Raw genomic sequence first — 23,446 nt, 5'->3', positions numbered from 1 at the left:
GGACTCGCACGCCCGACATCTACGTCTATCAAGTGACAGTTGAGGGGGACGACATGGACGCACACGACACCGCACCGGTGCGCGGCGGCCCGGGACGCGCGGCACGGGGGCGAGGGGGGCGTACGGCGTCCGACACCCGTACGACGTACGACGCCGGTACGACAACCGCTCCGCACCGTGAGGCAGTTGACGCCCGTACCGCGTCCGGCACCCGCGCGCCGGTCGGGGCGCGCCGTACGGCACCCGCCAGACGACGAAGGCTGCTCGGTGTCCGGCGGGCCGCCGCCGTGCTGGCGCTGCTGCTGCTCGGGCAGACCGCGCTCGGCCGGACGGCGCTGCCCGCGCCGCTCGCCCCGGCCGCGTCGGGCGCCACGGACGCCGTGGACCTGGCCGTGGCGGTGGACGAGTCGAGCAGTCTGAGCGCGGCCGACGTGGAGCGGGAGCGGGACGCCGCCGGGCGGATCGCGGTCGGGGAGATCTCCCCGGCGTCGCGGATGACCGTGCTGGGGTTCGCCAGCGCCGACAACGACGACCAGAGCCCGGTGGACGAGGTGTGCCCGGCCACCACGCTCGACGCGGTGGCCCGGGAGAACATGGACAGCTGCATCGGCCGGCTGGCCCGGCGCGGCGCGGGACAGGGCACCGGGACCGACTTCCCGAACGCGATCCGGCAGGCCGTGACCCGGCTGAGCGAACGCGGCGGCAGCCGCCCGCGCATCCTCTTCCTGCTCACCGACGGCAAGCTGGACGTGAGCGACAGCCCCTCCTACGGCACCGACGAGGACAGCCGCAAGGAGAACGGCCGCCGCGAGCTGACCAAGGCGCTGGCCGAGGCTCGCGCCGCCAAGGTGCAGATCTGGCCGCTCGGCTTCGGCGACGGCCTCGACATGGACGCGCTGCGGGACATGGCGAAAGGCGGCTACCGGGGCGGGTGCACCGACCTGGAGGCGGCCCGCCCCCGCGCGGACAGAGCGACGGATTCCCAGACCCTGGGCGACGCCGTGCAGCGTGCCTTCGCCGGGGCCCGCTGCCTGGTCACCGACCCGCCGCGCAAGGACACCCCGCCGGCGGACATCTCCGTACCGCTGTCCCCGCTGGCGACGCTCGCCACCATCGTCGTCTCCAAGGGCGACCGCGCGGTGCGGGCCACGTACTACGACCCGCGCGGCCGGAAGATCGAGCCCGGCAGCCGGTCCGACGGCTCGACGTTCACGCTGGCCGGGTCCGGCGGCGAGGTGGAGTCGCTGCGCATCACCGACCCCCGGCCGGGCCGCTGGCAGGTCCGGCTCGACGCTCCGAAGGGCCACCGGGACCGGCTGGCCAGTGTCTCCGTGCAGTGGCGGGGTGCCGTGCGCTCCTCCATCGTGATGACGCCGGCCGCGCCCCGGCCGGGCGAGAAAGCCCGCGTCGAACTGACCCTCCAGACCCGGGACGAGCAGGGCATCGGCGACCCGGCGGACCTGCGCCGGCTACAGGTCTCGGGGCGGCTGACCGGCGACGGTTTCGAACCCCTGGACCTGGCGCTCTCCGACGACGGGGAGAACGGCGACAAGAAGGCCGGCGACGGCCGCTTCACCGGCGCCGTGACGATCCCCCGGGGAGCGACGGGCGCGCTCAAGGCCGTCGGGGTGCTCGGTGCCGTCGGACTCACCGCCGACCACCGCCCGTTCCTGACCCGTACCGCCTCGGCCAACCCCGAGGTACGGGCCGGACTCCGCGTGGACGACGCCGAGGTGCACCCCGGCGGCAGCGTGCCGTTCAGGCTGCTGGCGTCCAACGACTCGCACCGGCCGCACACCCTGCGCCTGTCGCTGCGGGACACCGAGCCGGGCGCCGTCGCCCTCTCCTTCACCGAGGTCACGCTGGCCCCCGGCGACTCCGTGGACCGGGCCGGTCGGCTCACCGTCGGCGGACAGCTGAGTCCGCGCGAGCTGACCGCGCGGATGGAGGTGTCGGACGCGGACGACTCCGCCCGGCCGCTCGACGCGAAGCTGGTGAAGGTGGACATCACGCCGGTGCCCTCCTGGCCGCGGCGGATCTGGGACGCGTGGTGGTGGGCGCTGGTGACCGGTGCCGTGCTACTGGCCGCACTGCTCGGCTGGTTCGTGTGGCACCGCAGGCAGGCGCGCGAGGGCGTCTCACCGGGCGGACTGCTGCTCCGGCTCACCGTGTCCGACGACTCCGGGGAGCGGACGACCAGCGAGACGACGGTGCCCCACAAGCGCGACCCCTGGTACCGGTTCGACGTGTCCGGCCCGGACGGCCCCAGCCCCCGTCTGGACCCGTGCCCCACCGGCCGGTACGCCGTGCAGCGCGACCCGCGTACCGGGGTCCGGCTGCGCACCCCGGACGGGCGCGACCAGTCGTATCCGCTGGCCCGTGACATCCCGCTGGAGGGCCGGGTCCGGCTGCGGGCGGAACGCGGCGCGGGCCGCCGGCCCGCCGCCCGGCGGCCGGGACCGCCCCGGTGGCTCGCGGACCTGCTGCCCCGGCAGCGGAAGCCCGTCCCGGCGCCGTCCGACCGGAGGGACGCGGACGACCTTGGAGGGCGGGACACGTACGGGAGTTCCTCGTACGGCGGTTCCTCGTACGACGACGAATTCGACGAGGCCACCTGACACCGGACGGCGGACGACCGGTGGCCGGGCCGCCCGCGAGGCGGCCCGGCCACCGGAACCGCACCACCAACCCACGGCAGGTCCGCCCACGGGACCTGGGGGCCCATCGAGCGCCCGGTGCGCACGCACCGGACAGGGGGGAAACGAAGCGATGAAGATCTTCCAGCCGATGCTGTTCGTCGGCCTCGGCGGCACCGGCGGCCTGATCGGCGCCGAACTGGAGCGCCGGCTGCGCGCCGAACTCTGCGGACCGGACGGCACCGCCCTCACCGGCAACGGCCGGCTGCCCCACGAACTGCCCGGCTGCCTGCAGTTCGTGTACGCCGACTACAGCGAGGCGGAACTGGGCCGGCTGCCGCACCTGAGCGCGGACACCGCGCTGCGGCAGGCCTACAGCCGCACCTCGCGCGCCACGCACGACCTGCTGCCCGCCGACTACGACAGTTCGCCCGAGGTGACCCGGATGCTGCGCGCGCTGCTGCGCGACGAGGTGTCCGACTGGCTGCCGCCGCACGGCGGCGAACCCAAGATCAACCCGCTGCGCAACGGTGCCGGCCAGCTGCCCACGGTGGGCCGCGCTGCGCTGTTCGCCACCCTCGCCAACGGTCCCGCGCCGGTGCTGACCCCGCTGCACCGGGCCATCGACGCGATCGCCGGGTCCGGCGGGGAACTGCAGGAGGTGGGCGGCGACACCATCAACGGCTGCGACGTGTTCGTGGCGTTCTCGGTGGCCGGCGGGACCGGCGCGGGCATCTTCCTGGACTACCTGCATCTGATCGGGCAGGCGTTCAAGGACAAGAAGTTCCGGGGCGCGCGGATCTATCCGCTGGTCGTCATGCCGTCGGCGTTCCCCGAGGCCAAGGGCGGCGGCCGGGAGGCAGAACTCAACGCCGCCCGCGCTGTGGTGGACCTGTCCCGGCTGGTGGACGAGCAGAACGCGCCGGACGCGGAGGCGGAACTGGGTGACGTGGACCTCCAGGAGTCACTGCGCATCCGCTACCCGCAGACCCACCCGGTGTCGCTGCGGCCGGGCACCGTGCCCACCGCGTTCCTGTTCAGCCAGACGGCCGGCATCCGCCCCGACGACCTGCGCCGCTGCATCGTCTCCCTGGTGGTGTCCCTGGTCGGCACCGACCTGAACCTGGGCGAGGCCAAGGGCGGCGGACGCGACGACGACTACCAGACGTTCGCCAGCAACTTCGTCAACGGCGACATCAGCCGCCGTACCCGCTCCGCGACCGGTATCGGCCGCAAGGGCATCTCCACCAGCCTGGTCGCGTCGATGACGGCGCCGCTGGACGAGCTGGCCGAGCTGGTCGCGGCCAAGATGCTGGCCCACGCGGTGACCGGGCTGACCGACGCCTCCGCCGCCGTACCGCACGAGACGGCACCGCTGGTTCGGGAGATGTTCACCGCCGCCGGGCTGGGCGAGCTGTGGCGGCGCGAGCCGCTGGAGGTGACCGCGCCGGACCCGCTGCCGCGCGGCAGCGGCGAGATCGAGACCGCGCTGCGGGACCGGCTGGAGCAGATGCGGCGGCTGCTGGCCGACCTGGAACGGCAGGTCGCGCACCGCATGCCGGTGCTGGTGGAGGGCTTCTCACCGCGCGCGGCGGCCGAGCAACTGCTGTCGAAGACCGACTTGTTCACGCTGGGCCGGGTGGTGGCGGGCGTGCCGGGCGAGACCAAAGCGGTGGCCCGGCTCGGCTTCCTCGGCATGCTCGACAACCGCCGGCAGGACCCGGCGCGGCCCGCCGGAGTCGAGGTGCAGCCGCCGCAGGTGCAGAGGATCAAGGGCCGGATGGTGGGGCCCCGGCTGCGCTGGACGGACGACGAGGTGGCCGAAGTACTGGAGGCGCAGGACCGCTGGTACAGGTGGCGGGCCCGCACGGTCTGGCACCGCGCCTGGAGCGAGCACGAACCCCGCTGGCGGCAGGCCGCGAACCTGCTGCGCAACGAGGTGCACGCGGTCGTCGACGCGTTCCGCAAGCACGTGGACGACCAGCCGCGCGCGCACGCCGCGCAGGTCAAGGAGCTGTACGACGACCGCACCGGCGTCTCCTACCTGCTGCCCCCGCAGGGCAACCTGGGCCGCTTCTACCAGGCGCTGATGGAGCGTCTGGTGGAGAGCCACCAGCTCGGGCCCAACGGCGACGAGGCCGCGCTGCTGCACAAGCTGGTCGACGCCGAGCTGCGCCGCAGCGCATTCGCGGCCGGCCGGCACTCCCCCGACGCGGCCGTGTCGGAGGTGAAGGCCGCGTTCAAGCACCGGGTGCAGCGGCTGTTCTCCGAGCGTCCCGACGGACGGCAGGCCCGTGCGCTGCTGCCCAGGATGAGCACGCTGCTGGCCGCCGAGGCGGGCGACACCGAAGCGTCCCAGCAGGTCAGCGCGCGGGCGCTGGAGCAGTTCCGGTACAAGCTGGCCGGTCTGCTGCCGGCCGCGTTCACCCCCGAGGGCAACGGGCGGCTGAAGGTGCTCATCACCTATCCGGGCTCGCGCCGGGTGACGGTGGACAACTACCTTGAGAAGCATCTGCGACTGCCTCCGGACAGCCAGCGGACCATCGAGTACCGGGCTGTGGACACCGACTCGATCTCCGTGGTGCTGTTCCGCAGCGAGATGAGCCTCACCGAGGTGCCGGAGGCCCGCAAGGTGCTGCGCCAGTGGGCCAGGGCGCAGGAGACCCGCCGCGACGAGGACGTGCTGCGCTGGCGGCAGCGGCTCGGGTACCGCGACGACTGGCTGGCCAGCACGCCCGACGACCGGGCTCACATCCTGAACCGGCTGCTGTGCGCGCTGTGGAACGGCCAGATCGACTACCAGGGCGACCCGGTGTCCCCGCAACGGCTGCGCATCCGGCTGCACGACGACGCCGGCCAGGACGCGCTCGGCATCCAGCTGGCGCTCACCGACCTGCAGGATGGCATCTCCAGTTGGGCCGGGCTGCTGCGGGCGTACGAGCGTTGGGCGCTGCTGGCGGAGGAGAACATCGTGCAGAGCTACTGCAAGGTGGTGATGAACACGCTGCCGCGCGGGCTGGGCACCTCGGGAAGCGAGCCCTCGGAGCTGTATCTGAAGCTGGTCCACGAGGTGGCACCGCGTCAGCTGCGGCTGCTGGACGAGCGGGAGCGGCGCTACGGCGCACGGGTGACCGACTGGACGCGCCGACTGCGCGAGTTCTGGGCGGAGACCCTCCCCGACGCGCTCGACCTGCCCTTCCCGGAGGGCGAGAACCGCGCCCACCCGACCCTGCGCGAACTGGAGGAGTGGGTCCGCGAGAGCCGGAGCGCGGGCGAGGACCCACGGCACCCGGAGGAGGGGGAGCGGTGGGCCTCCGACCGGTCGTGGGAGCAGCGGCCCGCCGAGCGTCCGCAGCGCCCCGGCCCGGCGGACGGCGGGCAGTCCGCCGATCCGTACGGCGCGGCACGCGGCGCCGCGCCCCGGCGCGCCGACGGCTGGGACGTGCCCGCACACGGCAGGCCGGGCGCCGACGGCGCGCCGGGGGCCGGCAGCCGGCCGGGAGGTGTGCCGTCCGCCCGGCCCGGTCCCGCGCCCGGTGCCCCGCCCGCCGGGGAGGTGCCCGCCGCCCGGCACGGCGGCGACGGGGACGCGCGGTGGCCGTCGTCGGCCCCGCACGACGAGCGGACCCGGCACTGGCCGGACACCCCGCCCCCGGCCGCCGCGGTTCCGGCGGACCGCCCACGCCAGGACGTGGGCCCGACAGCGCCGGCGGACCCGGGCCGGGTCCGACCGCTGCCGCCCGCCGGCCGGCCCACGGTGCGGCAGGCGCCGGCCGGGTGGCCCGCGCCGGGACCGGCGCCCGCTCGGGCGCCGGAGTACCCGCCCTTCCCGCGCGCCGCCGAACCCGACCCGGGCTGGCCCGGCGCCGGTTCTGCCGCGCCGTGGGGCATCTCGGACGCGGACGGCGACGCCGACTGGCCCGACGAGGAGATCACGTCCGACGGCGACGGCGACGACGCCCGCGAGAGCTGGGAGAGGCACGCGTGAGCGCCATGGGGAGCCCGGTCGTCGTACTCGACTTCCGGGGCGGCCGGGACGTACCCGCGGACGGCGCCGAGCTGCGCCGCCGGGTGGGCGCGCGGCTGCCGGACAGCGGCCGGGACGATGCCGGAGACCTGCGGTTCCTGGTGGTGGACGAGCCGGACGGGCTGACGGCGCACGCGGAGGCGTACGAACTGATCGCGGCCGCACCGACGTTGGGCGCGGTGAGCCTGCTCTGCCTGGTCATCGGCGGCCTGGAGCGGCGGCGGTCCGCGAGCCCGCCGCCCTCGGACGCGCCGTACCGGACCGCGTCGTACCCGGACCCGGCACACCGGGACGCGTCGTACCCGGACGGCCGCCCGGTGGAGGGTGGGCGTCGGCTGCGGCTGGCGTCCGTGCTGCAGTCCTCCGGTACGGGGGTGCTGTGGGCACCCGATCCGCGGGCGGGGCACGATCCGCGCACCGCCGACCCGGCCGGGGAAACGGAGGCGGCGCTGGTCGCACTGACCGATCTGCTGCGGGTGCGGGAGATCTTCGACAAGGTGCTGTCCGAACTGCACGACGCCCCGGTGTCGGTGGCCACGCTGTCACTGCGGGTGCTGGAGCACGATCTGACACCGGACGCGCGGGACAGCGCGTGGACCGGCGCGCTGGCCCGGTTCGCCGGGGGCGAGGTGCCGGTCGCCGGGCCGCCCGCCGCGCAGGAACTCCCGCCGATGCTGGCCGAGTTGCTCGGTCCGGGTCCGGAACGCCCGGTGACGGCGCTGCTGCGTCCGGGCGGCCCCGCCGACGCCGCCCGCGCCGCCTGCGTACGGGCCGTGGACACCCTCGCCGGGGCCCGGGCCGAACTGGGCTCCGCACGGGCACTTCTGACGGGTCGACGGGTCGCCGACGGAGTGCCCTCGGCGATGGCACGGGCGGTGGATTCGCTGCACCGGTACCGGGACGTGGTGGCCCGTGTGCTGCGGGACAGCGGCTCGCCCGGTGTCCCGCACGGCGACGCGCTGGCCCGGCTCGCCGACGGGGGCGTGGCGCTGCCGGAGGAGATGTGGGAACGCCGGTCACGTGGCGGCGAGTCGGACGAGGGGCTGCAGCGCTGCACCGCGCGCTGGCTGACCTCGGGGCTGCCGCTGCGCGCGGTCGCGGCCCGACTGACGGCGCTCGCTGAGCGGGTCGCTCCGATGCCGTCCGCCGCCCGGCTGCGGGACCTGGAGCGGGCGTGCCCGGAGGAGTCGCTGGGGCGGATGTCGGCGGCGGTGCCGCTGTACTTCGCCCGCGCCCGCGCGGGGCAGCTGGTGCCGACGGCGCTGGCCGCCTTCGTCTCCGCGCTCGCGCCGTGGCCCGGCACGCTGCTCGCGCTGCTGCCCGCGGCGGTGTTCCTGCTCGGCGGCGCGCTGGCCGGCGCGGTCCGGCCGGGCCGGGCGGCGGGCGGCCGGGTGCACCGGGCGCACGCGGCCCGCGCCGTCGCGCTGGCGGCCGGCGCGGGTGCCGGGTTCGGTCTGACCCTGCTGGTGAGCGTCCCGCGCGAGCTGGTGCTCGCGGGTGTGCTGGCCGGTGCGCTCGGCGCGGCGCTGTGCGTCGGGGCTTGGTGGCGCCGGGGCGTGGCCGACTGGTGGGAGGCGACCGGCACCTCCGAACTCGGGTCGTGTCTGGCCCGGGTGGACGCCGTCCTGGCGGACGCGCTGCGCCGGCAGTGGTGGGCGGCCGAGGAGCGCACCCGGTGCGCGGACGGCGCCCGGACGCTCGCGGCGGTGCTGCGGGGCGCGGCCGTCGAGGCGGACGCGGGACACCCGGTGTCCGGCCTGCCCTACACCTCCGGTGTGGGACCGGCCGGTCCGGACGGCTGGTCCGACCCCGGCTGGGACGAGTCGTCCTGGCCTGACGACCGGCCGGAGGCCCCCGGCGCCTGGCAGGACCCGGCGCACCCGGACGCGACACAGGGGTACGCGGTAGAACCGTACGCGGCACCACCGAGCGCCTCACCGCCGTACGCGTCGGAGACGCACGCTTCACAGCCGACCGGATCGCAGCAGTACGCGTCGCACCCGGCCCCGGCACGGCAGTACTCGCCGGGGCAGAACCCACCGGGCCCGGACCCGTCGGAGCCGGACTCGTCGGAGCCGGACTCGTCCTGGCCGGACGCCGACTGGCCCGACGACCCGCCGGCCGGCGCGTCGGCCGGCGGCTGGGCCGAGCTCGCCGACGCGCCCGGCGGCCGCGCCCGGCACGTGCCCCGGGTGGACCCGCCCTGGCTGCACCGGGGCGCGGGCGAGGGCGGCCCCGACCTGGTGCCGACCCTTGTGGCGGACCTGGCCGACGCGACGGTGGCCGCGCTGCGCGGCCACACCGGCTCCGACGGCGGCGCGGGCGGTGCCGGGCCTGCGGGCGGGGCGCCGACCACGCTGGAGGCCGCCGTGTCCCGGGCCATCGCGGCGGCCGGGCTGGGCCTGCGCGACAACGGGGTGGTGCCCGCCCCGCCCTACGCCCGGCAGGACCGGGTGCGGGGAGACGCCTCGGCGCTGCTGGGCATCGGGGCGCAGCGGGTCCGGGACGTGCTCAACACCGGTTCGGAGCAGGGCAGGCCACTGCTGCTGTGCCCCCCGGCGCAGCTCTCGCTGCTCAGCCGGGACCCGGCCGAGGCACGGTCCATCGCGTTCGCCCCGCGGGCCGTACGGCCCGCGGTGGAGGTGCGTGCAGGCGGGCTCGGCCCCGACGGCGAACCGGCCGCGATGGTGTGGACGGCGTCCGGCCGCTTCGCCGGCACGCTACGGCTGGTCCCGCTGCGTGCCGGTGTGGTGGAGAACGTGCGCGTGCGCACCTGGGCCGACGACGGCCCCCTCCCCGGCCCGGACCGCGGCACGACCGGAACCGTCCCGGACCCCGGCGAGGAATGGGCGCAGCGGTGAACCGTACCCGTACGACGACGACCGACCGCGCCCCGGGCGCACGGACCAACACAGTGGGGAAGTCATGGTGAACGACCACCGACCCGCGCCGCGCCCAGACCGGTTCGGGCCGGCGCCGGAGCCGTACGCGGCGGCCGCCCCCCGGCCGACCGCCCGTCAGGAGTCCGTCCACGACGCGGAGGGTGACCGCGCGGAGCGGATGCGGCCCCGCGAGCACACCGGCCGGGAGACCGGCACCGGCCCCGCCGCGTCCCGGGAGGCAGCCGTGGAGTTCTCGTTCGTCTCGCCGCAAGGCGTCACGCACCGGGTGCGGGCCAGGTTCGGGCCGGACCGACCGCGTCTGGTCCGGCCGCCCGCGCTGGCCCGGCCGGTCCGCTTCGAGGACGGCTGGCAGGGCTTCCAGGTCCGGCTGCCGCAGGAGGCGGGCGCGGACCGGGAGGCGTACACCCTGCTCCAGGCGGAGATCACCGCGGCGCTGGCGCTGCACCGCGCGTACGCGGGCACCCGCTTCGGCGGCCTCTTCCCGACGCCGGTCGGTTATGACGTCAACACCTTGACGCCGTTCGTGCTGTACGCCGTACCACGCGGACGCCCGCTGTCCGGGCCGACCGAGCGGGTGTCGATCGGCGACCAGCGGGCCGTGGAGCGCGATCTGGTGCTGGCGGTACGGCTGATGGAGGCGGTCGGCCTGGTGCACCGGGGCATCGTGCCGGGCGCCGTCCGCTGGGACGCGCAGGGCGTGCAGGTGTGGGACCTGGGCTCGGTGGTCCGGGCCGGGCGTCCCCGGGTGCCGTACGGCATCCCGCCCTACGCCTCGCCCGAGCAGCGGGCCGGGGTGGGCACGACGGAGGCACGGGACGCGCTGTGGAGCGTGGCGCAGGTGATGTACCACCTGGTCACCGGCCGGCCGGGGAACGCCGACGGACCGCCCGCCGATCTTGCCGCGCAGCGGTCGGTGACGGAGACCCTGGGCCAGGTGTTCGCCCGGCACGCCCAGGACCGGCCGACGCCGGACGCGCTGTTGCGCACCTTGGTGCCTGAGGTCGCCGCCGAGGCGGCGGGCGTGCTGCTGCCGGACCCGCTGGAGCACCACCGGCGGGAGTTCGACGAGATCCGGCGCCGCAAGCACGCCTCTCTCGCCCCGCCGCCCCCGGCGCACACCTCGTACCTTCCGGAGCAGGAACACGCCGGGGACCCGGGCGGCTACGTCGCGGACGGGCCCCGGTACGGCGAGGCGCCGCCGGCGCAGTTCACCGGCTACGAGTATCCGGCCCGCGAGCGCGGCCGGCTGCGCGCCTGGATCAGCGGAGGCCGTACCTCCGGCACGAACGAGCCCGGCGGGAGCCGGTCCGAAGGAGACACCCGCCGATGACCGTTCCGATGCCGCCGGGCGCCACCGCCCAGGAGATCCTCTGCCCGTACTGCCTGGAGATCATCTCCTACGACGAGCAGCAGCTGTTCGCTCGCAACGACAAACAGCTGTTCGAGGAGCTGCACGTGGACCGGCGGATCAGTCCGCTGCGTCTCGCCGACACCCTCCGCTCCGCCTATCAGCGGTGCGGCAACTCCGAGGGCGAGCAGACCCATTACATCCCGGTGCCGTACCTGACCAACGGCAGTCCGCTGACCGTGGCGATGGTCGGGGACTCGGCCACCGGCAAGACGCATCTGCTCACCCAGATGATCGCCGAGATCGCCGACGGCGGTCTGAAGCGGTACGGGCTGCAGATGCAGTCGGTGAACCCGCAGGACCACCAGACGTTCATGACCGAGCGGGTGGAGCGGCTGCGGTCCGGGACGATGCTGGAGCACACCCGCAGCGCCGGTGAGTTCGCCGCGTTCGTGGACGCGCTGCTGCTGAGCCGCCCGGACGGGCTGGCCCGGCCGGTGGCGTTCTTCGACCTGGCCGGTGAGGACCTGCGCCGCACGGACGCGCTGACCCGGTTCATGGTGGGCGTGGACGCGCTGATCTTCGTGGTGGACCCGCTGCGGGCGCTGCCGATGCCGTATCTCGACCCGCTGCGCGGCGACCTCGGCTACACCCGGGGCGGCGATCCGGCGTTCCAGACCGTGCTGGACCGGCTGCCGCGCGCAAGCGGGCAGTATCTCGGGGTGGCGGCGGCGGTCGTGATCAACAAGAGCGATCTGGTGCGGTTCGAACCGCCTGTGGACCGCTGGCTGGGCGAACCCCCGCCGGAGCGGCGGATGGCCGAGCGGTTCGCGGAGGAGAGCCGGGACGCGTACTCGTTTCTGCGCCACCACACCGGGCAGGCGTGGGTCGGTCCCTTCGACAGCGTGCTGCGCTGTACCCTGCACTTCGCCTCGGCCACCGGCAGCCACGACCACGAGGGCAGATTCCCGCACGGTACCCGGCCGTTGCGGGTGCTGGAGCCGCTGATCTCGGTGCTCGCCATGTGCGGGCTGCTCGACGACGGCACCGAGGACGGACCGGCGGCGGTGGGCTTGTGACCCGGACGCAGCCCGGCCGACCCGACGACACGGCCGCACCCGACGACCGGGTGCACCAGGTCGTGTTCCGCTGGGCCGGCAACCTCGGCCATCGGGGCGCGGGGATCGCCGCGGTCGCCTACTCCTGCCCCGAGCCCGAGGCACGCGCACTCGCCGACCGGCTCGGCCCCGTCCTCCGCGTCATGGGCGACGAACAACGCCCCAGCCTGGTCCGGCACATCATCCCCGGCGGCCGAGTCCTCCTCGTCCGCCGCACCCCGGGCTCCGACGCCCAGGGGCGCGACAGCACGGTGTGCCATGCGCTGCTGGGGCCGGCGAAGCTCCTGGTGCCGCTGTACTGCGTCAGCCTGGGTGCGGTTCCCTGGGCGGAGCAGGGCTGGGCCGACCGGGTGACGGGGCGGATCGAGCCGATGCCGCGCGAACGGCTCAACGCCCTGGCCAACCACATGCGGGACCGCATGTGGGAGAACGTACGGCTGGTCCGGCGCCCGCTGCTCTGTCTGGTGGCCCAGTTCCTTCGCACTCCGGGGGCCCGGCTGTCGGCTCTCGTGGGCGAGCTGGACGAGTCCCTGGCCAAGGCGCACGCCGAAGTCCGGGAGCATCGACCGGTGCCTCCCGTACGGGAGTTGCCGGAGCCGGCTCTCTTGGTGCTGTGGGGTCTGTGGTGGATCTTCGGCTCCTCGCTGGACCGGGGCTCGGGAAGCTGGCAGTTCGCCACCTTCGACACGATGGACGACCAGGCGTACCGGGTGGTGTTCGTCCCGGCCTGGCGTGTCTCCCCCACCGAGGACAGCCGTCTGCGCCGGATCGACCTGCTGGACCCCGGCACGGACCTGGCCTCCGAACTCGCCGCCACGCTCGTGGACCACTACCTGCACTGGCCCGCCGTCAAGTACCAACGCCTGCTGGACACCGACCCGAACACGACCGACCCCGACCACCGGCGCTTCCACGCCCGGCTCCGCGAAGTGTGGCCCACCAGATACGAGGGCCCAGGAACCACGGACACGGGTTCCGTCCCCGTGATCTCCCCATCCCCGGCCACGGAACGGGGCGAGGAGCCCGCTCCGCCGCAACAGCTTCACATCCAGGACGAGTTTCCTGCTCATCCACCGGCCCGGCACACCCCCGCCTCCGACGCAAGCTGGACCTCCCCGCCGGAGTGGCGCCAACAGCCGCTCAGGACACCGGTGTTGCCCCCTCAACACTTCCGCCCGACGGCGGAGCCGGCGACAGCGCCACGGCAGGCGGGGAGCCTTACGGAGGAGGGGGAAGGCGCACTCGAAGCGACGGAAGCGCAGCGGTCCGGCACGCAGACCGTGTCGTCGGCATCGTCACCGGACGGATCAACGTCTGCGGCGGCACAGGGGACGTACGCGTCCGGGCAGGCCGTGGAACCGAGGCAGCCAGGGCAGCACACACACTCCGGACGGTCAGGACAGGAGGTCCACCACGGATACCCGGAGCCACCGAGCACCCCGCCCCAGTACCCGCCACTGCCGAACCCGCCCCCCGAGTTCTCCCCACGGGCGGACGCGCCCATCACCCGCCACGCGACGGGCCCCGCTACGGGGGCCGGCATGAGTTCCGCGACGGCCCCGGCGATGGGAGCGATCACCGACCGGCTGACGCCGGACCACCAACGCGCCCTGAGGGCAGAGGCGTTGCCGAAGTTCTTCGACCAGCCGGTCGCGGCACGATCGACGGTCTCGAAACTCTTGGGACACAGGGGCCGCCGGGCACGTATGGAGATGTCCCAGATCCGAGCCCTGGCCGAGGACCTGACCTGCGCGACGAGCCGTGCGGGACGCGCCGCCGACCTCCGGTACAAGGCCGAGGAACGCCTGGCCCAGACCCACCACGAGGACCTCCTGTCCCTCCTCCGGGAACCCCTGCCCTACGCCGCCCAGAACATCGTCCTCGAACACCTCCCGCCCGCCGTCCAGGCGGAGGAGTCGGCCCGCGACCTCCTCACCAGCCTCCTGGCGATCGACTTCCGGATCACAGCACCCCCCGACCTCCCGGACCCGTACGTGACCGACCTCCACACCCAACGCACCGCCCGCATGATCCGCTGGTTCTTCAGCTGGCTCATCGAACCCCGGACCACGAAGACCCAGAGCCCTCAGCTCACCAAGTACCTCAGCTCGATCGCCTCCTCCGACGCCCCGGCCGACCACCGGATCCTGCAGGAACTCCTGATCGACACGGAGGAGGACCGGATTCCGGCATTGCCGAAGGAGACTTGGCTGGCCATCACCCGGGCGTTGTACGAGAAGGCACACCCTTAGGCGGACACAGGTCTGCTCCCGAGTGATCGGAGGCAGACCTGCAGACGGCCACCACCGTCAGACAGAGTGCCCAGCACGCAGAACGCCACGACGATCAGTGAGGCGATCACCAACGACCGGATCAGCCCCGAAACGGGAAGCACCAGGACGATCAGAACGACCGGGAGGTGAACAGCTCCGAGTACAGTCAGGCCCTCGGAGCGTCGGAGGAGCGTCACGGGGGGTGGGTCCGACTGCGGACGTGGGCCCGGGTCCGGCGACGGCGCCGCTCCCACGTCGACGATTTGAGGCGGCAGCGCGAACCGGTCCGCCGACCGTGCAGATGCGCGTCATTGATCCCGGGCAGCCGCGCGCGTCGACCACCTGCGTCCGACGCACCGGGTCGACCGACACCGCATCGGGTGCAGGTGCGCCTGAGCCCACGCGGCTCCGTTCGGTGAGCGGCAGAACGGTCAGCCCCTGCCGCGACCAAGGCTCCTCCCTGCAATATCCGTCGACCCTCAAAACGCTGGGACTGAAGTCGAGCCGGTCCGGAGCCGGACCAGGTGCCGGGGCCCGGTGCGCAGGACCATGCCGTCCCTCAGGGACGGTTCGTCCTCCGGGCCGATTCGGACATCGTCCAGCCGGACGGCCCCTGTTCGAGCAAGCACCGCCCGGCCGAGGCGCTCGGCTCCGGTTGCGACAATGCCGGAGCTCCCGCGCCGTTGCCGGCACCGCCAACGGCACCACGAGTTCACCGATCCCGTCCGTCACGAGCCGGACGGAGAAACCCGCGAGGAACTCGCGGGGTTCCTCAGTGAGCCTCGGCGGTCTGGCTGGTCCAGGTGGCGTACATCTGCGTGTACTTGCCGTCTGCGGCGAGGAGTTGGTCGTGCGCACCGACCTCGACGATCCGACCCTCGTCGACGACGACGATGCGGTCGGCCTTCATGGCCGTGGAGAGCCGGTGTGCGATCAGGATTGCGGTGCGGCCCTCCAGCAGTACGTCCAGGGCCTCCTCGATCTTGGTCTCCGACCGGAGGTCCAGGTTGGACGTGGCCTCGTCCAGGATCAGCACCCGGGGCTGGGCCAGGAAGGCCCGTGCCAGGGCGACGAGTTGCCGTTCACCGGAGGAGAGGGACTGGCCCCGCTCCTGGACGACGGTGTCGAGGCCGTCGGGCAGCCGCTCGACCACGTCGACCAGGCCGACCACCCGCAGCGCCTCCCGGATCCGGTCTTCGGAGGTTTCCGGGGCGGCGAAACAGATGTTGTCCCGAAGCGGCCCGGCGAACAGGAAGGGCTCTTGCGGCACCACGCCGATCTGCCGGCGGAGGGACTCGATCCGCACGTCCCGGAGGTCGCGCCCGTCGATGAGGATCCGGCCGGAGGTCGGGTCGTAGAACCGGGTCACCAGTTTGGCGAGAGTGGACTTGCCTGCGCCGGTCGGTCCGACGAACGCCACGGTCTCACCGGCCCGGATGTCCAGCGACACATCGGAGATCACCGGCCGGTCGGGAACATAGCCGAACGTGACGTCCTCGAAGACGATCTCACCCTCGACCTTCGGCAGATCGACGGCACCGGGGGCCTCCTCGACCTCCGGCCGGGTGCTCAGGAGATCCCTCAGCTTCACGATCGACGACTGCCCCTGCTGGTACGTGTTGTACAGCTGCACCAGTTGCTGGATGGGCTGGAAGAAGGCGCCCAGGGAGAGCAGGAACGCCACCAGTTCGCCGATGGTCAGGTCCCCGTCGGCGACCATTCCGGCGCCGATGGCCAGCAGCGCGAGCTGCCCGGCGACACCGATGACCTGGGTGCTCGGCGTGTAGATGGAGTTGATCCGGCCGGTGCGGACATTGGCGTCGAAGTACTTGCCGGTGACCTGTCGGTGATGCTCGGTGTTGTGCCGCTGCCGGTTGTGCGCCGTGACGCTGCGAACACCCTGCAGGCTTTCGGAGAGGTCGGCGATCACGTCGGCGATGGTGTCCCGCACCCGCACGTAGCCCTTGCCGGACGCCCGGTGGAACCACACGGACAGCGCGGTCAGGACGGGCACGACCAGCACGATGGTGATGAGCGCCAGCCGCACGTCGAAGGTGAACAGCACCACCGTGACGACGACCATGGTCAGGCCCTGGACGGCGAACTGCGCCAGACCGTCCTGCAGCAACTGCTGGAGATTCTCGATGTCGCTGGTCATCCGGGTCATGATCACGCCGGCCTTCTCGCCGGTGTAGAAGTTCAGCGACAGCCGCTGCAACTGGGTGAAGACGCGTACTCGCAGGTCGTTCATCACCCACGCGGCGATCCGCCCGGTCACCTTGACCCGCGCGGCCTGCGCGACACCGGTGACCACCAGACTGACCAGGTACGCGACCGCGACCAGCACCAAGGTGCCGGAGTCCCGCGCCGTGATGCCGTCGTCGATCCCGATCTGGGTCAGCTTCGGACCGGCCTGCAGCGTCAGCGCCTCCAGGGCCACGAACACGCCGGCCAGCAGCACCATCGACCAGTACGGGCGGATCAGCCGCCGCAGACTCAGCCTGGCGCCGTCGGGATCGGGCCGGCCGTGCTCGAAGTCGACCTCGGGCTCGGGATGTTCCGGCTCGGTCTTGAGCAACTTGTCGACACTCGCCTGCATCTCCGGCGGCACGCCGGCGAAGGGCAGACCCGGTGCGGTGGCCCTGCCGCCGCCGTTGAACGCGGCGCCACCACCTGCGGGAGACGTCATCGGCCCACACTCCCCAGTTCCTCGATGCTCTCGTCCGCCTGCGCGAGCACTTCCGCGTACAGCGGCGTGCCGGCGAGCAGCTCCTTGTGCGTGCCGTCCGCGACGATCCGCCCGCCGTCCAGCAGCACCACGCGGTCGGCCAGGCCGATCGTGGACAGCCGGTGCGCGATGATCAACGTCGTCCGGCCGGCGAACAGGGTCCGCAGCCCGGCGTGGATCTCCTGCTCCACCTGGACGTCGATGGCGCTGGTGGCGTCGTCGAGTACCAGCACCGGCGGATTCACCAGCAGCGTCCGGGCGATCGCGATGCGCTGGCGCTGCCCGCCGGACAGCGTGTAGCCGCGTTCGCCGATGACGGTGTCGTACCCCTCGGACAGTTCGATGATGAACCCGTGCGCCCCGGCCAGCCGGGCCACCCGCTCGATGTCGGTGATGTCCGCGTCCGGCCGCCCGTAGGCGATGTTGTCGCGGACCGACGCCGAGAACAGGAACGGCTCGTCCAGTACGACGCCGACGGTGTCCCGCAGGCTGTGCAGGGTCAGCTCCCGCACATCGTGCCCGTCCACCGAGACGGAGCCGGCGCGCACGTCGTAGAAACGCGGCAGCAGCCTGGCCACGGTGGACTTTCCGCTGCCGGTCCGACCGACCAGCGCCACCGTCTCGCCGGGGCGGAGCCGCAGCGTGAACCCCTTCAGCACGTCGGGGCCGTCGCCGTAGCCGAAGGTGACGTCGTCGAACCGGACGTCGCCGCGCGCCTCGGTGATCTCCAGCGCGTCGGGGGCGTCCGCGATCTCCGGCTTCTCGTCCAGCACCTCGTACAGCCGCTTGGCCGCGGCCGACGACCGCTGCCCCAGCATGATCAGGTTGCCGATCACCTGGAACGGCACCTGGAGCATCAGGAGATAGGCGTTGAAGGCCAGGATCGCGCCGACGCCCAGCTCACCGTGGATGACCAGGTATCCGCCGTACAGCAGCACGATCGCCATGCCGACCCGGGGCAGGTTCTGCACCGCGGGCGTCCACCGAGCGCGCAGATCGGCGTCCTTCACATTCGCCCACCGGACGCCCGTCGCGGCCTTCTGCAGCAAGGCGAGCTGACTCCGTTCGGCCGCGAACGACTTGACCACGCGCACGCCGTTGACGTTCTCGTCCACCACCGTCGCGACATCGGCCAGCCGGGCCTGGATCAGCCAGGACACCGGGAACAGGGAACGCTGCATGCGCCGGCTGGCCACGAACAGCAGCGGCATCGGCAGCATGGCCAGGATGGCCAACGGCACGTCGATCGCCAGCATGTACACGAACGACACCAGCGAGATGCCGCACTGCACCAGCAGGTACGGCGCGAACGCCAGGTACATCTGTACCGCGCGGATGTCGGAGTTGGCGCGGGAGATGAGCTGCCCGCTCTGCATCCGGTCGTAGAACGGGAACGACAGGCTGGTCAGGTGCTCGTAGACGATGTTGCGCAGGTCGTACTCGATCTTGGCCGCGGCGCGGAACAGCAGCTGCTTGGACAGGTAGCCGACGACCAGCATGACCGCCGTCATCCCGACCAGCCACCACATGTAGTGCGACAGGGGCACCGTGTGCGACACGATCGAGTTGTCCACCGCGTCCTGAATCAGGGTCGGCACCTGTACGGCCACCAGCATGCTGGCCCCCGACATCACCAGAGCCGCGCCGAACATCCACCGGTGCGCCCGGACCAACGGCCACGCCCGCCTTAACCAGGAACGGCTCGGATCGGGGTCGATCGCCGCGCTGGGCGGCGGATACGTCTTGCTCACCTGGATTCCCCTCTGTGCGCGCCCTCGCGGGCGGCCCACTCGTCTTGCTCTCGGCAGCGTCGACTGCCCGTGGAACAAGGTGTGTTCGACGGTCTGGGTGGGCCCCACGGATTCAGGATAGCAAAAAGAAGGTACGGCGTACGCAGTTTGAGTTATGGTCGGTGCATGCACCACCCGCACCACCGACCACGAGGAGGTTCGACCCTTGGTTACCGTTGTCTTCGGCGCACGCGGCAACGTCGGCCGTAATGTCGCTGCCGGCCTGATGGCCGCCGGCGAAAAGGTCAGGGGGACCAGCAGAAACCCGGAGGCGGGCGGCTTCCCGTCCGGGCTGGAGGTCGTCCCGGCCGACCTGGAGCGCCCCGAGACCCTGCCCGAGGTGCTGGCCGGTGCCGACAAGGTGTTCCTGTACGCCAAACCGGAGGAGATCGAGGGCTTCGTGGCGGCGGCGCGATCCGCCGGCGTGCGGAAGGTGGTCCTGCTGTCGTCGGTGTCGGTCGTGATGGCCACCGCCGAACAGAACCCGATCGCCCGGATGCACCGGACGGTCGAGCTGGCCATCGAGCGGTCGGGTCTGGACTGGACGTTCATCAGGCCGGGCATGTTCGCCACCAACGCCCGGTGGTGGTGGGGGGAATCGATCCGCGCGGAGGGCGTCGTGCGCCTTCCGTACCCCGAGGCGCAGAACGCACCCGTCCATGAGAAGGACATGGCCGCGCTCGCCGTGACCGCTCTGACCGAGCCGGGCCACTCCCACCAGGCGTACACCGTCCACGGGCCCGAGTCGCTGACGCTGCGGCGCCAGGTGGAGCACATAGGTGAGGCCGTCGGGCGCCCGATCCGGGTGGAGAAGGTCTCTGTCGAGCAGGCGCGGGAGGAATTCGCCGAGAAGGCGCCTCAGAACGTGGCCGAAGCGCTTCTGGGCATGTGGGCCGCAGCCGACGGCGTTCCGGCCCCGGTCTCGGTCATCGTCTCCAGGATCACCGGCAGGCCCGCGCACACGTTCGCGCAGTGGGCCGCCGACCACGCCGACGACTTCCGCTGAGCGTCCTCCGCGGCTGACCGCCGTGCGGTGGTCAGCCGCGGAGAAGCGAGATGCCCATGAGAACGGGCACCGACACGAATGCCTTTACAAGTACCGGTGACTGCTGTCACCGGCCGGGTCCGGATCCCGCCGAATCTCTCGGCGGCGGGTTCACGGAGTCGACGAGTCCGGCCAGGGCAGGGCGGTCTCGACCGGAACGGTGTAGTCGACGCCGGGGACGTCGAAGCCGTACAGGGCGCGGTATTGGGCTCGGAACCACGCGGTGTCGGCCAGTTCGGTGACGGTCTCGGGGGTGATCGACCGCCACCGTGCGGCCACGGCTGCCTGGACCGGCTCGGACAGCTCCCAGCCGTCGAGACGGATGCGGCCCGAGCGGTCCACGTCGGGCCGGTGCGCGGTCAGCTGGTTCCACAGCTCGAGCGACTGCTCGACGGGGGACGGGAAGCGGTCGCCGAGGACGCCACGCAGCAGGCCGACGTAGAGCGGGATGCCCGGGATGGCGGTCAACGCCTGGCTGACCACGGCCCCGTTCACCGAGGTGAAGGCGCGGCCGTCCACCGCGGCCAGTCGTTCGGTCAGGGCGCACGCGGTGGACTCCAGGTCGGCCTTGGCGGCGCCGATCGTGCCCCCGCGGTAGATCGCCGAGGTCAGCGGCGAGCCGATGTAGCTGAGGGCGACCGTGCGGAAACCGCTGCGCAGCAGCCCGCGATCGGCCAGCGCGGTGACCCAGCGGGACCAGTCCTCGCCGCCCATGACCCTGACTGTCGCCGCGGTCTCGGCCTCGGTCGCCGGGGCGACGGTGACCTCCCGCACATACGCGGCTCCGTCGTCGCCGAACTCCAGGTTCCGGGTGGTGTGCGGCGCGCCGAGCGGTTTGAGCACCGACTGGTAGGTGGTGCCGCTCCGTGGGTCGGTGCGCCGGGGCGCGGCCACGCTGTAGATCAGGTAGTCCACGCCGCCGAACCGCTCGGCCAGCAGGTCCAGCGTCTCGGTCTTGGTGGTGTCGGCGAAGGCGTCGGCGTTGCGGAACGAGAAGTCGGCCCCGAGCTCGCGGGCGATCGCGTGGGTGGCGATGGTGCGGTACCACCCGGCGCTCGCGCTGCGGTGCCCGGCCGGCCGCTCGAGGCCGATGCCCACGCCGTCGATGCCGTACCGCACCAGCCCGGCGATCGTGCTCGCCAGGCCGTAGCCCGCGCTCGACCCGATGACCAGTGCCGTCGGCCGCCGCGCCGGTGGCTCCTGCGGGGCCGGCACCTCGGCCCGCATCAGCTCCACGCTGCGGAAGCATCCGGCCGGATGCGACTCGAGCAGCAGGTAACCACGTCCCGTCGGGTCAACGACGCGCTTCGACTGTGTGAGCGGTGGGTGCATCATCGTCTCCTCTGCCGGATCGGTCCTCGAGCAGTGCCTGCTTGAGGTGCTGGACAAGGTCGTCCGGTGTCGACTGGTGGAACATGGACGCGGTGTCCAGACGCACACCGGTCGCCGAGTGCAGGCGGTTCCGCAGGGTCAGGATGGACAGCGAGTCGAAGCCGAATTCCAGGAGGACCTGGTTCGACCGCACCACGTCGGCCGACTCCAGCCCGAGCACCGCCGAGATCTGTGTGGAGATCAGGTCGCCCAGTGTCCGGTCCCGTTCGGCTTCCGCCATCGACGCGAGCCGTTGCCGCAGCGAGGTCACCGAGACCGCGCCTTTGCCCGCCGTACGTTTGCCGGTGGTCCTGACCAGCGACCTGAACACCGGCGGCAGCGCGTTCCCGGCTTCGGCCTGCCTGGCCAGCTCGGCCAGATCCAGCCTGGCCGGGATCCACACGGGTTCGCTCGCGCGACAGGCGGTGTCGAACAGCGCGACGGCTTCCCGCGCCCCCAGCACGCCCACGCCCGCGATCCCGCCACGGGACGGTGCGTCGTCCGGCGCCCAGGGTCCCCAGGCCAGCGACACCGCGAGGGCGCCGCTCGCCCGGCGCCGTCGGGCCAGCGCGTCCAGTGCGGCTGCCGACGCGGCCGTGGCGGCGGTTCCGGCGCCACCGACGGTTCCGGCGAACGACGAGCACAGTACGAGGGTGGCGTCCCCGATCTCCTGGTCGAGGATCTCCGCGGCACCGACCGTCGCGCGCATCGCCTCGGCAAGCGCATCGGGGGTCGGGGACGGGGCCGCAGACGGTGCCGCAGACGGTGCCGGATCGGGCTCCTTGTCGTACGGCGGCGCCTGCGGGATGTGCACGGCCATGGTCAGCGGATGCTCCGCGGGCAGACGGTCGATCAGCTCCCGCAGCGCCGTGCGGTCGGCCGGATCACACGCCGCGGTGGTGACGGTGGCGCCCAGCGCGGTGAGTTCCGCGGTCGGCTCGGGGGCCAGGGCGCCGGTGAGCACCAGATGCCGCACTCCGTGCACGGCGACCAGGTGCCGCGCCAGTCGCTCACCCATGGGCGTGGTCCCGCCGGTGATCAGCGTGGTGCCGTCGTGGCCGGCGAACCGCTCCGTCGCACCCGCCGGTGCGCCCGGTGCGAGCCGTGGCACCCTGACCCGGCCCTCGCGCAGGGCCATCTGCGGCTCGCCGGACATGACGGCCCTCGGCAGCGCACGCCAGGAAGCCTCGTCGGCATCCACGTCGGCGAGTACGAACCGTCCGTGGTGCTCCGCCTGCGCGGACCGGATCAGCCCCCACGCCGCGGCGCCGGCGAGGTCGGCGTCGGCAGGGTCGAAGGCCGCCACCGCGGCGGTGGTCAGGAACACCACGGTCGACGTGGCGAGTTCCTCGGTCGCCAGCAGGGCGTTCAGCCGGCGCAGTGTCTCCCGCGCGGTGTCGGCGACCTCCGCTCCCGTCGGCACGGTGAGCAGCACGTAGTCCGGCACCTCCCCGTCGGCTTCGACCAGGGCGTCCAGTCCCGGGTATGCCTGGGCGTTCACGCCCGCGGCCGTCAGTCCCACGGCGGCGCGGAGTGGATCCTCGCCCACGACCGCCCAGTTCGCCCTGCGCGGCGACGACTTCGCGAGGTGGTCGACCCACGTCTCCCGGTAGAGCGCGCCGAGTTGCACCACCCTGGCGGCCTGCAGCTCGGCGGGAACGACGGGCGTGGTACCGACCGTGAACTCGGCGACCGGATCGCCCACGGTGTCGGCCAGCATGATCGACACCGAGCCGGCGCGGTCCGGGCCGATCCGCACCCGCAGGGCGGACGCGCCGACCGCGTGCACGGCGACTCCGCGCCACGACGTCGCCAGCCGGGGGCCCTCGGTGCACGCGGCGTGGAGGGTGGCGTCGAGGAGGGCGGGGTGGATGGCGTAGGCGTCCGGCTCTGTGGGCAGAGCGACCTCGGCGTAGACGTGGTCGTTGTGACGCCACATCCGCTGCAGCCCCTGGAACACCGCACCGTAGTGGTACCCATGGCCGGCCAGGGTCTCGTAGGAGACGTCCACGGGCCGCGCCCCGGCAGGGGGCCAGGCGGTGAGATCCCAGTCCGCAGACGGCGCCTCGACATCCAGCACACCCGTCGCATGACACGTCCAGGACGCAGAAGTGGCCGTGTCCGGGCGCGCGTCGATCCGCACCGCACGCCCACCGTCACCGGCAGCCGGCTCGCTCACCTCCACCCGCAACCGAACGGCACCGTGC

General features: G+C 73.1%; 11 protein-coding genes. 7 read left to right on the top strand and 4 right to left on the bottom strand.

All coding sequences use genetic code 11. The features are described from left to right. Window positions 1-53 precede the first annotated feature (53 nt). The 6 genes from ABZ865_RS00055 (at window position 54) to ABZ865_RS00030 (ending at window position 14,284) form a co-directional block, all read left to right on the top strand. Entirely contained in the window at window positions 54-2,618 is a 2,565-nt protein-coding gene (locus tag ABZ865_RS00055; protein ID WP_361221780.1) for a VWA domain-containing protein, read from the top strand. A gap of 151 nt (window positions 2,619-2,769) precedes the next feature. Further along, complete coding sequence (locus ABZ865_RS00050; protein WP_361221778.1) at window positions 2,770-6,624, top strand: tubulin-like doman-containing protein; 3,855 nt, start codon at window positions 2,770-2,772, stop codon at window positions 6,622-6,624. Then, on the top strand, window positions 6,621-9,524 hold the full coding sequence (locus tag ABZ865_RS00045) for a hypothetical protein (RefSeq protein WP_361221776.1): 2,904 nt from the start codon (window positions 6,621-6,623) through the stop codon (window positions 9,522-9,524). The genes ABZ865_RS00050 and ABZ865_RS00045 overlap by 4 nt, the downstream gene beginning before the upstream one ends. 64 nt (window positions 9,525-9,588) lie before the next feature. After that, window positions 9,589-10,896 (top strand): hypothetical protein, encoded by a 1,308-nt coding sequence (locus ABZ865_RS00040; protein ID WP_361221774.1) that lies wholly within the window; start codon window positions 9,589-9,591, stop codon window positions 10,894-10,896. Then, window positions 10,893-11,993, top strand: a complete 1,101-nt coding sequence (locus ABZ865_RS00035) for a hypothetical protein (RefSeq protein WP_361221773.1) — start codon at window positions 10,893-10,895, stop codon at window positions 11,991-11,993. Before ABZ865_RS00040 ends, ABZ865_RS00035 begins: the two co-directional genes overlap by 4 nt. Continuing rightward, on the top strand, window positions 11,990-14,284 hold the full coding sequence (locus ABZ865_RS00030; RefSeq protein WP_361221771.1) for a hypothetical protein: 2,295 nt from the start codon (window positions 11,990-11,992) through the stop codon (window positions 14,282-14,284). The genes ABZ865_RS00035 and ABZ865_RS00030 overlap by 4 nt, the downstream gene beginning before the upstream one ends. A gap of 793 nt (window positions 14,285-15,077) precedes the next feature. On the opposite strand, the gene ABZ865_RS00025 is transcribed toward ABZ865_RS00030, so the two are convergent. Then, the gene (locus ABZ865_RS00025; RefSeq protein WP_361221769.1) at window positions 15,078-16,994 is read right to left on the bottom strand and encodes an ABC transporter ATP-binding protein; all 1,917 of its coding nucleotides are present in this window, start codon (window positions 16,992-16,994) and stop codon (window positions 15,078-15,080) included. Beyond that, on the bottom strand, window positions 16,991-18,784 hold the full coding sequence (locus tag ABZ865_RS00020; protein WP_361221767.1) for an ABC transporter ATP-binding protein: 1,794 nt from the start codon (window positions 18,782-18,784) through the stop codon (window positions 16,991-16,993). The genes ABZ865_RS00025 and ABZ865_RS00020 overlap by 4 nt, the downstream gene beginning before the upstream one ends. A 205-nt stretch (window positions 18,785-18,989) precedes the next feature. Here ABZ865_RS00020 and ABZ865_RS00015 point away from each other — a divergent pair, with 205 nt between their 5' ends. Then, the gene (locus ABZ865_RS00015) at window positions 18,990-19,829 is read left to right on the top strand and encodes an NAD(P)H-binding protein (RefSeq protein ID WP_361221765.1); all 840 of its coding nucleotides are present in this window, start codon (window positions 18,990-18,992) and stop codon (window positions 19,827-19,829) included. 150 nt (window positions 19,830-19,979) lie between these two features. Here ABZ865_RS00015 and fabV read toward each other — a convergent pair whose 3' ends face one another. Together fabV and ABZ865_RS00005 are read right to left on the bottom strand one after the other, a co-directional pair. After that, window positions 19,980-21,200 (bottom strand): enoyl-[acyl-carrier-protein] reductase FabV, encoded by a 1,221-nt coding sequence (fabV, locus tag ABZ865_RS00010; RefSeq protein ID WP_361221763.1) that lies wholly within the window; start codon window positions 21,198-21,200, stop codon window positions 19,980-19,982. Further along, window positions 21,163-23,319 carry a type I polyketide synthase gene (locus ABZ865_RS00005; protein ID WP_361221761.1) on the bottom strand — a complete coding sequence of 719 codons (2,157 nt, stop codon included), beginning with the start codon at window positions 23,317-23,319 and terminating at the stop codon, window positions 21,163-21,165. The genes fabV and ABZ865_RS00005 overlap by 38 nt, the downstream gene beginning before the upstream one ends. Window positions 23,320-23,446: the final 127 nt, after the last annotated feature.

It is taken from the genome of Streptomyces sp. NPDC047085, from assembly GCF_040643735.1.
Classification (GTDB): Bacteria; Actinomycetota; Actinomycetes; order Streptomycetales; family Streptomycetaceae; genus Streptomyces.
The sequence above is the reverse complement of the archived record's forward strand: the minus strand, read 5'-3'. Positions and strand labels throughout refer to the sequence as shown.